Here is a 13,505-nt window from a genome sequence, read left to right as displayed (position 1 = left end):
CCGAGGTCTGTTTCAAGATGTGCGCCCCGTCTGGCGGGCCTCAGCCGGGATTTCAGCCGCGATGAACGGACAAAGCGGAGAAGGATTGGGCCACCGGCATCAGCTCGATCGTGTTGATGTTGACGTGAGCGGGACGCGTGGCGATCCAGTAGATCGAGTCGGCGATATCTTCGGGTGTCAGCGGTTGTACGTTCTCGTACATCTTGGCCGCTTTTTCGTCGTTGCCGCGGAAACGCACGTTCGAGAACTCGGTGCCGCCGCACAGGCCCGGCTCGATGTCCGTCACGCGCAGTGCCGTGCCGGCCAGATCGGCCCGCAGATTCAGGCTGAACTGGCGCACGAACGCCTTGGTTGCGCCGTACACGTTGCCGCCCGCGTAAGGCCAACTGCCGGCCGCCGAGCCCAGATTGAAAATGTGCCCGCGGTTGCGCTCCACCATGCCGGGCAGGAGCGCATGCGTGACCTGCACGAGGCCTGTGCAGTTGGTCTCGATCATGGTGTTCCACTCGTCCAGACTCGCTCTTTGCGCCGGTTCGATGCCGAGCGCGAGGCCGGCGTTATTGACGAGCACGTCGAGTGCGGCGAAATCGGCGGGCAGCGAGGCCGGCACGGCCTCGACGGCGGCGCGGTCGCGCACGTCGAGTTCATACGGCAGAAGGGCATCGCCGAGTTCGTCGGCGAGTGCCTGCAGGCGGTCCTTGCGGCGCGCGGTGGCGACGACACGATGGCCGCCCTTGACAAAAGCACGAGCGATAGCGGCGCCAAATCCTGCGGACGCTCCGGTGACGAACACGATCATTGCAGTTCCCTGGTTGGTAGGAGAGAAAGGCCCCAAGCCTACTTCCAATGCGGCGCTGCGGCAAGGATGAACCAGTCGCACGAGTGGCTGCGGCAATGACGCGGAGCGGCTTCCGGGCGCGCTTTCATCAGACGTTTGTGTGCCGCTCGCAGCGGCGCCAGGACCGGCTTCGCGAGCATCCGCGGGCCCGGCAGGAAGCCGGTTGCCTATTCGATCCTCTTCCAATAAACTAACGCGCTCATCCCTGCGTGACTGGCGATAGAACCGATTCGAGCAATCGGGTTCAAGGTGGAGCAACCCACCGTGAAGCGCAGGGAGCCGTTTTGCCGTTCGCCTGGGCAGCCGTGATCCGCGCGCATTGATCTGCGCTGACGGTGGCTGTCCTGCCTCGCGTGTGCGGCGACTCTCCATCCGCCACGTCAGGGCTGGCCCAGCCGCCAGCAGCGCTGCGTACCCTCTACGCAAGATTCGGCGCACGATCCGGTCAACCTGCACACACTCAACGGAATCCGTATGTTTGATAGAGCCCAAAGCACCATCGCCAACGTCGATCCTGAACTCTGGAAGGTCATCGAGCAGGAAAACCGCCGTCAGGAAGAGCACATCGAACTGATCGCGTCGGAAAACTACACGAGTCCGGCCGTGATGGCTGCGCAAGGCTCGCAACTCACCAACAAGTACGCCGAAGGGTATCCGGGCAAGCGTTACTACGGCGGTTGCGAGTTCGTGGACGTCGCCGAGCAGCTGGCGATCGACCGCGTTAAGCAACTGTTCGGCGCCGACGCCGCCAACGTGCAGCCGAACTCCGGTTCGCAGGCGAACCAGGGCGTGTTCTTCGCCATGCTCAAGCCGGGTGACACGATCATGGGCATGAGCCTCGCGCACGGCGGTCACCTCACGCATGGTTCGCCGGTCAACATGTCGGGCAAGTGGTTCAACGTGGTGAGCTATGGCCTCAACGAAGCCGAAGACATCGACTACGACGCTGCTGAGAAACTGGCTCAGGAACACAAGCCGAAGCTGATCGTGGCCGGCGCGTCGGCGTTTTCGCTGCGCATCGACTTTGAACGGATGTCGAAGATCGCCAAGTCGGTCGGCGCGTATTTCATGGTCGACATGGCGCACTATGCCGGCCTCGTCGCCGCTGGCGTCTACCCGAACCCGGTGCCGCACGCTGATTTCGTCACCACCACCACGCACAAGAGCCTGCGCGGCCCGCGCGGCGGCGTGATCCTGATGAAGGCCGAGTTCGAAAAGCAGATCAATTCGGCAATTTTCCCGGGCATTCAAGGTGGTCCGCTGATGCACGTGATCGCCGGTAAGGCCGTCGCGTTCAAGGAAGCGCTGTCGCCGGAGTTCAAGGCGTATCAGCAACAGGTCGTCGAGAACGCGCGCGTGCTGGCGGAAACGCTGGTCAAGCGCGGGCTGCGCATCGTCTCCGGTCGCACTGAAAGCCATGTGATGCTGGTCGACCTGCGCGCGAAGAAAATCACCGGCAAAGCAGCGGAAGCGGCGCTCGGCGCGGCACACATCACGGTCAACAAGAACGCGATTCCGAACGACCCGGAAAAGCCGTTCGTTACGAGCGGTGTGCGTCTCGGCTCGCCGGCCATGACCACGCGTGGCTTTGGCGTGAAGGAAGCGGAGCAGGTAGGTAACCTGATCGCCGACGTGCTGGACAACCCGGAAGACGCAGCCACGATCGAACGTGTGCGCGCGCAAGTCGCCGAGCTGACCCAGCGCTTCCCGGTTTACCGCTAAGCCGCCATGCACTGCCCCTTCTGCCGTCACGCCGATACGCAAGTTGTGGATTCCCGCGTATCCGAAGACGGCGCGACGATTCGCCGGCGCCGCCGCTGCCCGGCCTGCGACAAACGTTTCACGACGTATGAGCGGGTTGAGCTGGCGTTGCCGTCGGTCGTCAAGAAGGACGGCAGCCGCACGGAATTCGATCGCCGCAAGATCGTCGCAAGCATGCAACTGGCGCTGCGTAAGCGGCCAGTGGCAGCGGACGCGATCGACGCGGCAGTCGCCCGCATCGAGTATCAACTGCTCGGCAGCGGCGAGCGCGAGGTGCGCAGCGAGCGCCTCGGCGAACTCGTGATGAACGAGTTGCGTGCGCTCGACACGATTGCCTATGTTCGTTTCGCCTCTGTCTACCGGCGCTTCGAAGACGTCTCCGAATTCGAGGACGTGATCGAGGAATTTCGCCGCGCCTCCTCTCCTCCCAAGCCGTCCCGCAAGCGCTGATTTCTGTCGCGCCTGAAGTTGCGCGCCAGGTTCTGTTTTCCGCTGCGTAGGTTCGCGCATCTGCATCTCCGCTCCCGTTATGGTTCGTCACGCGTGCATTTTTGCGCGGGATAGCGTCCGAGCGCCACCTGGCCATTCGGCCGATTGTTGACCCGCCTGCGAATCGCTAGATTGGCTGCATACTTTGAAACGATCAGGGATGCAGATGAAATGGGATGCAGTCTGTTTGCGGCCGCGCCACGGCTTTACGCTTGTTGAAACACTGGCTGTTGTCGCGCTGCTGGCGATAGTCGCCGTGATGGCGACACCGTCGTTCGTTGCGTGGCACCTGCGGGACCAGGTGGACGCGCGTGCGAAAGCGCTTGCCTCGACGCTCGCCTATGCGCGCAGCGAGGCATTGCGCCTCGGTGCCCGCGTCACTGTGTGCCGGATCGACGCGGCACGTCGTTGTCTTGCCGCAGGGCAAGCTTGTGGCAACGGCGTCACGGACTGGTCGTGTGGCTGGGCTGTGTTGGCCGAACGGAATGGCACGCTCTCACTGCTGCGCGCGCATCCTTTGCTCGCTGCGGTCAGCATCACCGGGACGCAGACAAATCTCACGTTTACGCCGCCGGCGGGGCAGTTGATCGGCACCTTTCGCAGCTTTGAGATCGCGCCGCGCGTGCCGTCGAAAGCGACGCAAGGCGACAAGTGGCGGCGCTGCATCCGCATCGCGGCTGGCGGGCGCGTGCGGATTGTCGAGGGCGCGTGTGGAGCGGCGTCGTGAGCCGATATCCGTCCAACTCACGGGTGCGCAATTGCGCAGCAACGTGTTCAACGAGACATAGGGGTAGTTCGCTGATCGAAGTAATGCTCGCCGTTGCCTTGATGGCAGTGACGGCGCTCGGGTTGATCGCCGGTCAATTGTGGACTGCGCGCGAAGCCCGTGCGATGGCAATGCGCGAGCACGCAGCATGGATAGCCGATTCCGTTGTCGAAGCAATGCGCGAGCCTTCGGCAGGCGATTCTGCGATCAGGCAATGGAGCGCGTGTGCAGCGACTTTGTTACCGCATGGTGAGGCTTCGGTAGGCGAGAGTGGCGGTGTATCTGCCGCACGCGTTACGTGGGCGACCCTGCGTGACACGCCACGCGCCGGCGATGTCATCGACAAGCCCGAGTCGTGCGGTGGGGTGGATGTTCCAGCGGGCTCCTCATGCGTTGTGCTGGCGTTCGCAAAATGACACGACGTATGGCTACCGCGCGTGGGCATACGCTCGTCGAGTTCGTGATCGCAATTGCGTTGGGGTTGGTGGTGACCGCCGGCGCGGTCGCGCTTTATACAACGCAGCGTAACGTGTTCGAGCGCGCGGGCGATGCGATGCGGATCCGCGAAGCCGGCCTGAGCGCGCTTACGCTGATGGGCCAGCAAATTCAAATGGCCGGCTTCGTGCCCGCGGACGTCGTGAGGTTCAATAGTCCACCGCCGTTGTTCGGTTGTTCTGGCGGTCGCCCGACCGGCGCGGACGACAGCGTCGCCTGCGAGGCGTTGCCGGGTCGCTCGGATGGCATTGTGGTTCGTTATGTCGGGGACGCCGTTTCGACGTGGCCGTCAGCGACCGGCCAAACGACCGACTGTCTCGGCCAGGCTGTAACGAACAACAACGCGGCACTCGGCGAGCGGGGCGTATTGGTGGTCAACCGATACTTCGCGAGAGTCAGCGCGTCGACAGGTGAGCCGGAGCTTTACTGCGAAGGCAACGGAAAGGCAGGGTCCGCGCAACCCTTGGTCGAAGGCGTCGAGCGCGTGCGATTCAGGTACTGGTTGGCCGGTGGCCTGGCCGCAATAGATGCGTCGGCGGTGACGGACAGCCAATGGGCAAAGATCGTCGCGGTTGATCTCTGCGTGCTCGTCCGGGGAGCGCCGCAAGGACGGCGTATGCGCTACATAGATTGCGACGGTGCGAGCGTGCTTGGCGCCGACACGCGTGCGCGGCAGGCTTTCTGGCGGCGGGTGGCGATACGCAATCACGCGGAGGATCTCCTGTGACGGAAAGACTTTGCAATCCAACGCACCGCCGCGCGTCGTCGAAACATTTGACGCGTCTTACCTGCACGGGTTGTCGCTCACGCGCTCTCAATAGCGGCACTGTCCTGCCGATCGTTTTGCTGATTTCCGCGATGATGTTGACCACCTCCGCGGCCTGGTTTGAGACATCGCTTGCAGCGGCGCGCGGCGCCAGCAACGTGCGTGACTATTTGCAGGCATTTCATGCCGCGGATTCGGCGCTGACCTTATGCGCCAGGAGCGTCGCCGCCGCGGCTGCTTTCGAGCCGCAACCGGTGGCATCGCTCTCACCCGGCGAGCCGACGCAATGGACACACAAAGCCGCCTTTGAAGCCGGCGCCGTCACGCCCGTCGCGCAATGGCCCGGATCGCTGCGAGCGCCGCAATGTTTGATCGAAGCGTGGCGTCTGGGCACTCGCGCCGATGCCCGAGCTTATTTGCTGACTTCGCGTGGCTTCGGCCGGACCGGAGAGTCGCAGGTGTGGTTGCAGATGGAGCTCGTGATCACAGGCGAGCAGATCGAGCGCCATTGGCGTCGCGTTGCCGCACACCCATTTTGACGGGAGGTTTATGGCGAGACCGCGTACATCCGCATTCACGCTACTGGAACTGATGATCGCGCTGGCAATAGCCGCCACGCTGCTTGCGTTTGCCGTGCCCTCGTATCGGAGCCATGTCGCGAGAGCACATCGGGTCGACGCTGCGTCAGCCCTTTATCGCGCGGCGCAATTCGTCGAGGGATCGGCAAGCGATGGCCCCGCGACATTGCCGATGGGCCTGGATCAGGCTCCCCAGTTCGGCACACCGATCTACCGGTTGCAAGTGCTGCCGGCAGACGATGCAAACGGTGGTTATTCGGTAGAGGCCGTGCCCATCGAAACCAGCCCTATGCGAGACGACGCTTGCGGTACCTTCACGCTGGATGCGACAGGGCTGCGAGGCAATAGAAGCGGAACAAACGGCACAGCACCGGCAAGCCGCGAATGTTGGAATACAAGCTAGGGCCCCTTACTGCAGAACGAGGGTTGGCGACTCGAGGCGTTCTAGTACCTGCGAACCTTAGGGCCAAGCGACACGCTACTGCTGCAAGCCCCACGCAGGAACCGGTCGACTATCCCCGCGCTTCAGTACCCGCTATCAACCGTCTCTTTCTTGTCATCGGCAGACGCGGCGGAATCACTCTTTATCTGCTTCCAGATTCGATACGCTTCCCAGCCGGCAAGTGCAAGGCTGCCCCATTTGAGTGCGGGTTTTGCACCTGCTGCAATGGTCGCGCGCAGCGGCTTCGCCAACACCAGCGAAGCGATCGAACTGACGAGCGGATACTGTTTGAGAAGCGCGCCTATGCTCCCCGCGTTGAGGAAGCCCGCCTTCGATCCGCGGCCCACGCGCATGCCGCCGAAGCCCGGCAGAATGAATTTGAGCCAGCTGAAATGCGTGACGGCCTGCCGCAATTCGATGGTTGCCTGAGCGAGTTCCATGCGCTCGACATCCGCGCGTACCAGCAGCAGTTCCTTGCGTAGCGCTCGCAGGTGCGGCGCACTCAGATCTCTGACCTGGTGGCGTTTGTTGCGGAATGCGGTATCGGAATGGGTTTGGCTCATGGCGTGTCGGCGGCAGTGGAGGTGGGGCAGTAAAACTGTGCTGCAAATCGCTCGAGGTATTGGCGAAGTCTCTTCGAAGGCGCAGGGCAGTTGACATCCGCCCACGAGCCCATTGTTATGCCTGCTGCGTCACGGTTTGCGGAACACGTCGCGGTCTTTTTCGAACTCGGCAAGCGTGGCTTCGAACACCATGGGAGCATTGCGCAAACCACTGCGCGCTTTCAGTGCACAGGCTATCCCCGCGACGGCATAAACCACCGTGATGCCGGCGAGCGCTTGCCACCGGTAGGTGTCCCAGAATGCGATGGCGATCAGCGCCGTCAATGCGATCAAGGCCATCGTCGCGAGCATCATGGCCGCGAGGCCGAGGAACAGCACGCCGAGCAGACGGTCTTTTTCTTCGGCGAGTTCGATGCCGACCAACTCAAGCCGGGTTTGCAAAATGGCAAACACGGATCCGATGATACGGCGCAACGGACTATGTTCGCCGTGCTGCGATTGTGTTTCGATCGTCATGGCTTTGGGCGTTGCGCGTGAATGCTTAACCGGCGCGTGAAAACGAGCGCGCCAAAAGAAGCGGACCGGCCAAACGTGCGCCGGTCAACTCGATTCGCTGATGTGCCGGAGGCGGAATCGCCCCGGCAGCCTCACCAGTGTTACTTGCGGTTGATCAACAGCCCGAGCAATACGCCGGCGCCCGCGGCGATGCCGATGGATGCCCACGGATGCTCATGCACGTAGTCGTCGGTGGCGCGTGCGGCCTTCTTGCCTTTTTCGACCACCACGACCTGCACGTCAGCCGCCTTTTCCTTAGCCTGCTTCAGGCGCGTAAGCGCCGTTTCACGCAGTTCCGAAGCGCGCTCGCCAGTTGCGCTCGCGGCCTGTTTCAGCAAATCCTCAGCGTCCGCGAGGACGGTTTTGATATCCGACATCAATCTCTCCTTGTTGACTTCCGACATTGACAGCTCCCCTTCGTCTCACGCCACGCGTGAATCGTAACCAAAGAAACGGCTGCTGGCGAGCGCAGCGCTCGATTCATGAACAATCGCACGAACCGTTCCTGGTTGAAGCAAGACCTTAAAAACTCCACCCTTGCGGCACGGGGTTGCGAAGTTTGCATAAGATGGAGTTGATCTGTCCCGCAAAGTTTCCACTAAATCGGTGAAAATTACAAAAACGCATAAAGTAGTGACGCGATGTTGGTTAGTTGTTCACTGTCACTCCCGTATGCTGTATTTTTGCTGCGCGTCGCGAGCGAATGCTCGCGCGGAATGTCCGAATACAATCAAGGAGCTGCAATATGAGTCTACGTCTTGGCGATATCGCACCGGATTTCGAGCAGGAGTCGAGTGTCGGCCGCATCAAGTTCCACGACTGGCTGGGCGACAGTTGGGGTGTGCTGTTTTCGCACCCTGCTGACTTCACGCCGGTCTGCACGACCGAACTGGGTCTGACGGCGAACCTGGCCGGCGAATTCGAGAAGCGCGATGTGAAGACGATTGCATTGTCGGTCGACAGCGCCGAGTCGCACAAGGAATGGATCAAGGATATCAACGAGACGCAAGCCGCCAGTGTCGGCTTCCCGATTCTCGCCGACGGCGATCGCAAGGTCGCTGAGCTTTACGACATGATCCACCCGAACGCCAGTGAAACTTTCACGGTCCGATCGCTGTTCGTGATCGATCCGAAAAAGAAAGTGCGTTTGACCATTACCTACCCGGCCAGCACCGGGCGCAACTTCGACGAAGTGCTGCGCGTGATCGACTCGCTGCAACTCACCGACAGCCACTCGGTCGCAACGCCCGGCAACTGGAAGCAGGGCGACGACGTGGTGATCGTGCCGTCGTTGAAAGACGAAGAAGTCATCAAGCAGAAATTCCCGAAGGGCTACAAGGCCCTGCGCCCGTATCTGCGTCTGACACCGCAGCCGAACAAGTAAGCGGCTGACGCGTCACGAAGCGCATCGTTAGCACCAAGGCGGCGCAACAAAAAAAGGCCGGTTCAAAAGAACCGGCCTTTCCTTTTCTACTGTTCGATCTTCAACTCAGCGGCCAGCACGAAACGCCGCCATCGAAGCACTCAGCTCAGTGCCTCAGAAAAACGCCTGAATCCCCGTCTGCGCGCGCCCGAGAATCAGCGCGTGAATGTCGTGCGTACCTTCATAGGTGTTCACGACTTCCAGATTGACCAGATGACGCGCGATGCCGAACTCGTCCGAGATCCCGTTGCCGCCGAGCATGTCGCGCGCGAGCCGTGCGATGTCCAGCGCCTTGCCGCACGAATTGCGTTTCATAATCGACGTAATTTCGACGGCAGCCGTGCCTTCATCTTTCATGCGGCCGAGACGCAGCACGCCTTGCAGGCCGAGCGTGATTTCGGTTTGCATGTCGGCGAGTTTTTTCTGGATCAACTGGTTGGCGGCAAGCGGCCGGCCGAACTGTTTGCGATCCAGCACGTACTGACGCGCCGTGTGCCAGCACGCTTCCGCCGCGCCGAGCGCGCCCCAGGCAATACCGTAGCGCGCCGAATTCAGGCAGGTGAACGGGCCGCGCAAGCCACTGACTTCGGGGAAGCGGTTTTCCTCCGGCACGAACACGTCGTCGAGCACGATCTCGCCGGTGATCGACGCACGCAGACCCACCTTGCTATGGATGGTCGGCGCGGACAGCCCCTTCCATCCCTTCTCGAGAATGAAGCCGCGGATCGAATCCTTGCCGTCCTCTTCGAGCTTGGCCCACACAACGAACACGTCGGCGATCGGCGAATTGGTGATCCACATCTTCGCGCCCGACAGCAAATAGCCGCCGTCCACCCTCTTCGCCCGCGTAATCATGCTGCCGGGATCGGAGCCGTGGTTCGGTTCGGTCAGGCCGAAGCAGCCGATCCATTCGCCGGTGGCGAGCTTCGGCAGGTACTTCTGCTTTTGCGCTTCCGAGCCGAATTCGTAGATCGGGACCATAACGAGCGACGACTGCACCGACATCATCGACCGGTAGCCGGAATCGACACGCTCCACTTCACGCGCGATCAGACCATACGCCACGTAGTTCAGACCGGGGCCGCCGTATTGCTCGGGAATCGTCGGGCCGAGCAGGCCGAGCTCGCCCATTTCGCGGAAGATCTCGATGTCGGTCTTCTCGTGACGGAACGCTTCGAGCACGCGCGGCTGCAGCTTGTCCTGCGAGTACGCGGCGGCGGCGTCGCGCACCATGCGTTCGTCTTCGGTGAGCTGCTGATCCAGCAGCAGCGGGTCTTCCCAGTGAAACTGCGCGGCCTCTGCCATGACGTATCTCCTGATTTCCTGCTTGACTTGAACGTGTTCGTTAAACGTGTTCGAGCTTGACTTAAGTTCCGCTATGCGAAACAATGTTTTGCAAACCACGCCCGAGTGTATCACCACATGACGCCCATATCCACTCTCTCCGAACCGCTCGACGAGCGCAAATTTGTCGTCGCCCTCGCACGCGGGCTGGATTTGCTGCGCGCGTTCAAGCCGGGCGAAACGATGCTCGGCAATCGCGATTTCGTCGAACGCACGGGCTTGCCGAAGGCGACCGTCAACCGTCTGGCCTACACGCTGACCGTGCTCGGCTATCTGCGGCTCGACGAAACACTTGGCAAATATGCGCTGGACGCCGGCGTGCTCTCGCTTGGTTTCGCGCTGCTCTCGGGCACCGACACGCTCGAACTCGCGCGTCCGCACATGCGCACCTTCGCGCGCGAAGTGGGCGCGGCGGTGTCGCTTGGATGCCGTGACGGCCTCGACATGATTTATCTGGAGACGATCCGCAGTGAAACCGCGCTGACGCTCGGACTCGCCTCGGGCTCGAAACTGTCGATGCTGACCAGTTCGATGGGGCGCGCGTATCTGGCGGTCCAGCCATTGGACGTGCGCGCCGCCTTGCTGGCCGAGCTCAAGAAGTTGGCGGGCAAAGAGGGCGCTGCGTTGCTGGCCGATGCCGAAAAGGAAATCGAAGCCTTTGCAGAGGAACGCTGCTGCTATTCGTTCCGCGCCTGGCATGACGACGTGAACGCGGTCGCGGTGCCGTTTCGCGAGCCGCGCGAAGGCCGCTGGCTGGTGCTCAGTTGCAGCGGGCCGGCGTCGTCGATGGGGGAGGAGGTGTTCCGGGAAAGCGTCGCGCCGCGGCTGAAGGCATTGGCGCGGCGATTAGGCGATACCGGCTGAAGTACCGGCCCGCGCAGCGTCAGCACAAGAAATACTCACACCGCCCGATCGTGATAATGGGCCGTGAATAACGGCCCTTGCACGAAGCGCACGTCGTACTGCTGCAGCGCGAGGAACTGCGGCTCATCCATCACCCGATTGAAGATCAGCGGAACCCGCAGCCGGCTCGCATAGCCGACCAGCGGCTTCACCATCGCGTCGCGCAATGCGACCGCCGCATCCATCTTGATGAAGTCGAGCCGCGCGGTTTCCGACACCGACAGAATCTGCCCCGCGTTCGAAAGATTTCCCGCCACCTTGAAGCCATAGCGCTGATAGCTCGTGGTCAGATAGCCGAGGAATGTCTTATGTGCGACCGCGGACGCCGGCAACTCGATTACCACACGCGACGGGTTCAGTCCGAACGACAGCAGCACGCTCGAAAAATGCCGTCCATGGTCGTACTTGACGCTCTTGAGCAGGCGCTCGTGCACGCGCAGAAATAGCAAGCCGTGCCGTTGCGCGCCGAAGAAATTGATGGCGTGCAGCGCGCGTGACATGCGGTCGAGGGCGACTAGTTCCTGATCGTCTGCAATACGGTCGAAGGGATCGAAGGCATCGAAGGGCGCGCCGTCGAGGCGCTGCGTGACGGCCTGGAACCCGAGCTCATCGCCGAAACGATCCACGCCCTCGGCGCCCGACGACAACGACTGCGCCAACGCATGCACGCTGATATCGAAGATCGGCTCATAGGCACTGGCGAGCTCGAAGCCGTCGAACTGCGCCAGCGCGACATCGCTATGCACGCCGGTCCCCATCACCAGATGTTCACCGAGAAATGGGTGATCGGCGGCGCGTGCAATCAGGTTGGGGATGGTCGGCGGAATCATGTAGGCGAATGGATGGCGATAGGTGCGCACTCGGCGCTCGGCAACGCGACTCGGTTGCCGCATCCATTGATGGTAGCAGTCCGCGCCGCGCGCACTTGAACAAAATGCTCATAACGTTATCGGCCGAACGCTTGTCGGCACAGGCCGCCGCGGATTTCGCGGCGAGTTTCCAGGGTATACGTTAATTTCACTATACGTAATTCGTTTTACTATACGTAAATTGCAGCGCGGCTGCGATGGCGGGCGTGTTTGTGTCTCCTTTGCGGGAAAGGGCGTGGTCCCTGACCGCGGACCGACCGGGCGCGCGCCGCGACCAAACCCAAACAATCCAGTCAGGACGAGACGACCCAATGAGCGCCAAACCGGCCGTGGCCGCCGCCAATGTGATCGAAGTCGAGCGCGTGCTCGGCGAAACGCATCACCCGGCATTCCAGTTGATGCTGCTCGCGCTATGCGGGCTATGCCTCGTGATCGACGGCTTCGACGCGCAAGCGATGGGCTACGTCGCGCCGAGCGTGATCGGTGAATGGCATGTCTCGAAGGCGGCGCTCGGGCCCGTGTTCAGCGCCAGTCTGTTCGGCATGTTGCTGGGTGCGTTGGGCTTGTCGGTGCTGGCTGACCGCATTGGCCGGCGCCCGGTATTGATTGGCGCGACGTTTTTCTTCGCGCTATCGATGCTGGCCACGCCCTTCGTTGAGACGATCCCCGCATTGATCACGCTGCGCTTCATCACGGGCCTCGGACTCGGCTGCATCATGCCGAATGCGATGGCGCTGGTCGGCGAATTCTCGACCCCCGCGCATCGCGTCAAGCGCATGATGCTGGTGTCGTGCGGCTTCACGCTGGGCGCGGCTTTGGGTGGTTTCATCAGCGCCGCGCTGATCCCAGCGTACGGCTGGCGCGCGGTGTTCTGGGTGGGCGGCGCCGTGCCTTTGCTGCTCGCGTTCGCGATGCTGGCCGCATTGCCGGAGTCGCTGCAGTTTCTGGTCCTCAAAGGGCGCAGCGATCGCGCGTTGCGCTGGCTCGCGAAGTTCAATCCGGCGCTACCGATTGACGCGAATACACGTATCGTTGTGCGTGAAAAGGGCAACGGCGGCGCGCCCGTCGCCGAACTGTTCCGCGCGGGTCGTGGCCCGGTCACGCTGATTTTGTGGGCGATCAGCTTCATGAACCTGATCGATCTTTACTTCCTGTCGAACTGGCTGCCCACCGTGATGCGCGATGCCGGTTACTCGCCGAGCACGGCGGTGATCGTCGGCAGGGTATTGCAGACGGGCGGCGTGGTGGGCACCTTGTTGCTCGGCTGGTTCATTGAGCGCTTTGGTTTTGTGCGTGTGCTGTTCGTGTGTTTCGCGGGCGCGGCGCTGGCGGTCGGCACCATCGGAACGGTCGCGCATGCGCTGCCGTGGCTGTTGCTTGTCGTATTCGCGGGCGGCTTCTGCGTGGTCGGCGGACAGCCGGCGGTCAACGCGCTGGCCGGCCATTTTTATCCGACCACGTTGCGTTCCACAGGGATCGGCTGGAGCCTCGGCATCGGCCGCATTGGCTCGGTGATCGGGCCGCTGGTTGGTGGACAACTGATCGCGCTGAACTGGTCGAATGAATCGTTGTTTCATGCGGCTGCGGTACCGGTGCTGTGCTCCGCGTTGCTGGTGATCGCGCTGGCCGCCGCCACGCGGCAACGCGGCAACCCGTCAGAGCCCCAGGCGGCCTGAGACAGACAGCGCACGTCGACAGATCAAGTATCAACGG

General features: G+C 62.1%; 16 protein-coding genes and 1 riboswitch. Of the genes, 10 read left to right on the top strand and 6 right to left on the bottom strand.

Features of this window, described 5'->3' with window-relative positions:
- Positions 1-52: 52 nt before the first annotated feature.
- Positions 53-799: a bifunctional NADP-dependent 3-hydroxy acid dehydrogenase/3-hydroxypropionate dehydrogenase YdfG gene (gene ydfG, locus M0D66_RS31815; protein WP_093644681.1), complete on the bottom strand. Its 747-nt coding sequence runs from the start codon at positions 797-799 to the stop codon at positions 53-55.
- A 238-nt stretch (positions 800-1,037) separates the two neighbouring features.
- Positions 1,038-1,146: riboswitch (ZMP/ZTP riboswitch) on the top strand.
- A 166-nt stretch (positions 1,147-1,312) separates the two neighbouring features.
- Here ydfG and glyA point away from each other — a divergent pair.
- From glyA to M0D66_RS31780, 7 genes are all read left to right on the top strand, one after another.
- On the top strand, positions 1,313-2,560 hold the full coding sequence (glyA, locus tag M0D66_RS31810) for a serine hydroxymethyltransferase (RefSeq protein WP_093644683.1): 1,248 nt from the start codon (positions 1,313-1,315) through the stop codon (positions 2,558-2,560).
- 6 nt (positions 2,561-2,566) lie between these two features.
- Complete coding sequence (gene nrdR, locus M0D66_RS31805; RefSeq protein ID WP_027799387.1) at positions 2,567-3,049, top strand: transcriptional regulator NrdR; 483 nt, start codon at positions 2,567-2,569, stop codon at positions 3,047-3,049.
- A gap of 205 nt (positions 3,050-3,254) precedes the next feature.
- Positions 3,255-3,815 (top strand): GspH/FimT family pseudopilin, encoded by a 561-nt coding sequence (locus M0D66_RS31800; protein WP_266212529.1) that lies wholly within the window; start codon positions 3,255-3,257, stop codon positions 3,813-3,815.
- 23 nt (positions 3,816-3,838) lie between these two features.
- Entirely contained in the window at positions 3,839-4,270 is a 432-nt protein-coding gene (locus M0D66_RS31795) for a prepilin-type N-terminal cleavage/methylation domain-containing protein (RefSeq protein WP_266212545.1), read from the top strand.
- Positions 4,267-5,076: a PilW family protein gene (locus M0D66_RS31790; protein ID WP_266212528.1), complete on the top strand. Its 810-nt coding sequence runs from the start codon at positions 4,267-4,269 to the stop codon at positions 5,074-5,076. The genes M0D66_RS31795 and M0D66_RS31790 overlap by 4 nt, the downstream gene beginning before the upstream one ends.
- A 47-nt stretch (positions 5,077-5,123) precedes the next feature.
- Positions 5,124-5,654 (top strand): PilX N-terminal domain-containing pilus assembly protein, encoded by a 531-nt coding sequence (locus M0D66_RS31785; protein ID WP_323137101.1) that lies wholly within the window; start codon positions 5,124-5,126, stop codon positions 5,652-5,654.
- Between the two features lie 10 nt (positions 5,655-5,664).
- A complete protein-coding gene (locus M0D66_RS31780; RefSeq protein WP_266212526.1) occupies positions 5,665-6,096 on the top strand; it encodes a type IV pilin protein in 432 nt (143 codons plus the stop codon).
- 122 nt (positions 6,097-6,218) lie between these two features.
- On the opposite strand, the gene M0D66_RS31775 is transcribed toward M0D66_RS31780, so the two are convergent.
- The 3 genes from M0D66_RS31775 to M0D66_RS31765 form a co-directional block, all read right to left on the bottom strand.
- Positions 6,219-6,698, bottom strand: coding sequence for a DUF3318 domain-containing protein (locus M0D66_RS31775; RefSeq protein WP_093644689.1), 480 nt, complete (start codon positions 6,696-6,698; stop codon positions 6,219-6,221).
- A 129-nt stretch (positions 6,699-6,827) separates the two neighbouring features.
- Positions 6,828-7,214, bottom strand: a complete 387-nt coding sequence (locus M0D66_RS31770) for a phage holin family protein (RefSeq protein ID WP_211702959.1) — start codon at positions 7,212-7,214, stop codon at positions 6,828-6,830.
- Between the two features lie 140 nt (positions 7,215-7,354).
- Positions 7,355-7,657, bottom strand: a complete 303-nt coding sequence (locus tag M0D66_RS31765; protein WP_028198798.1) for a YqjD family protein — start codon at positions 7,655-7,657, stop codon at positions 7,355-7,357.
- 341 nt (positions 7,658-7,998) lie between these two features.
- Here M0D66_RS31765 and M0D66_RS31760 point away from each other — a divergent pair, with 341 nt between their 5' ends.
- Entirely contained in the window at positions 7,999-8,637 is a 639-nt protein-coding gene (locus M0D66_RS31760) for a peroxiredoxin (protein ID WP_266212525.1), read from the top strand.
- A gap of 153 nt (positions 8,638-8,790) precedes the next feature.
- On the opposite strand, the gene M0D66_RS31755 is transcribed toward M0D66_RS31760, so the two are convergent.
- Entirely contained in the window at positions 8,791-9,981 is a 1,191-nt protein-coding gene (locus M0D66_RS31755) for an acyl-CoA dehydrogenase (RefSeq protein WP_266212524.1), read from the bottom strand.
- Between the two features lie 117 nt (positions 9,982-10,098).
- On the opposite strand from M0D66_RS31755, the gene M0D66_RS31750 reads away from it, so the two are divergent.
- Positions 10,099-10,884 carry an IclR family transcriptional regulator gene (locus tag M0D66_RS31750; protein ID WP_200651154.1) on the top strand — a complete coding sequence of 262 codons (786 nt, stop codon included), beginning with the start codon at positions 10,099-10,101 and terminating at the stop codon, positions 10,882-10,884.
- Between the two features lie 35 nt (positions 10,885-10,919).
- Here the strand turns inward: M0D66_RS31750 and M0D66_RS31745 are convergent, their stop codons facing one another.
- Positions 10,920-11,753, bottom strand: a complete 834-nt coding sequence (locus M0D66_RS31745; RefSeq protein ID WP_093644739.1) for an EAL domain-containing protein — start codon at positions 11,751-11,753, stop codon at positions 10,920-10,922.
- Positions 11,754-12,103: 350 nt separating this feature from the next.
- Here M0D66_RS31745 and M0D66_RS31740 point away from each other — a divergent pair, with 350 nt between their 5' ends.
- Complete coding sequence (locus M0D66_RS31740) at positions 12,104-13,468, top strand: MFS transporter (RefSeq protein WP_266212523.1); 1,365 nt, start codon at positions 12,104-12,106, stop codon at positions 13,466-13,468.
- Positions 13,469-13,505 lie beyond the last annotated feature (37 nt).

The organism is Paraburkholderia sp. SECH2, assembly GCF_030464795.1.
Lineage (GTDB): Bacteria > Pseudomonadota > Gammaproteobacteria > Burkholderiales > Burkholderiaceae > Paraburkholderia > Paraburkholderia aspalathi.
The sequence above is the reverse complement of the archived record's forward strand: the minus strand, read 5'-3'. Positions and strand labels throughout refer to the sequence as shown.

Coding starts and splice junctions, on each gene's coding strand:
- M0D66_RS31790 (WP_266212528.1), top strand. CDS start 4,267: ATGACACGACGTATGGCTACCGCGCGTGGGCATACGCTCGTCGAGTTC.
- M0D66_RS31750 (WP_200651154.1), top strand. CDS start 10,099: ATGACGCCCATATCCACTCTCTCCGAACCGCTCGACGAGCGCAAATTT.
- glyA (WP_093644683.1), top strand. CDS start 1,313: ATGTTTGATAGAGCCCAAAGCACCATCGCCAACGTCGATCCTGAACTC.
- M0D66_RS31745 (WP_093644739.1), bottom strand. CDS start 11,753: ATGATTCCGCCGACCATCCCCAACCTGATTGCACGCGCCGCCGATCAC.
- ydfG (WP_093644681.1), bottom strand. CDS start 799: ATGATCGTGTTCGTCACCGGAGCGTCCGCAGGATTTGGCGCCGCTATC.
- M0D66_RS31800 (WP_266212529.1), top strand. CDS start 3,255: ATGAAATGGGATGCAGTCTGTTTGCGGCCGCGCCACGGCTTTACGCTT.
- M0D66_RS31770 (WP_211702959.1), bottom strand. CDS start 7,214: ATGACGATCGAAACACAATCGCAGCACGGCGAACATAGTCCGTTGCGC.
- M0D66_RS31780 (WP_266212526.1), top strand. CDS start 5,665: ATGGCGAGACCGCGTACATCCGCATTCACGCTACTGGAACTGATGATC.
- nrdR (WP_027799387.1), top strand. CDS start 2,567: ATGCACTGCCCCTTCTGCCGTCACGCCGATACGCAAGTTGTGGATTCC.
- M0D66_RS31755 (WP_266212524.1), bottom strand. CDS start 9,981: ATGGCAGAGGCCGCGCAGTTTCACTGGGAAGACCCGCTGCTGCTGGAT.
- M0D66_RS31765 (WP_028198798.1), bottom strand. CDS start 7,657: ATGTCGGAAGTCAACAAGGAGAGATTGATGTCGGATATCAAAACCGTC.
- M0D66_RS31775 (WP_093644689.1), bottom strand. CDS start 6,698: ATGAGCCAAACCCATTCCGATACCGCATTCCGCAACAAACGCCACCAG.
- M0D66_RS31740 (WP_266212523.1), top strand. CDS start 12,104: ATGAGCGCCAAACCGGCCGTGGCCGCCGCCAATGTGATCGAAGTCGAG.
- M0D66_RS31760 (WP_266212525.1), top strand. CDS start 7,999: ATGAGTCTACGTCTTGGCGATATCGCACCGGATTTCGAGCAGGAGTCG.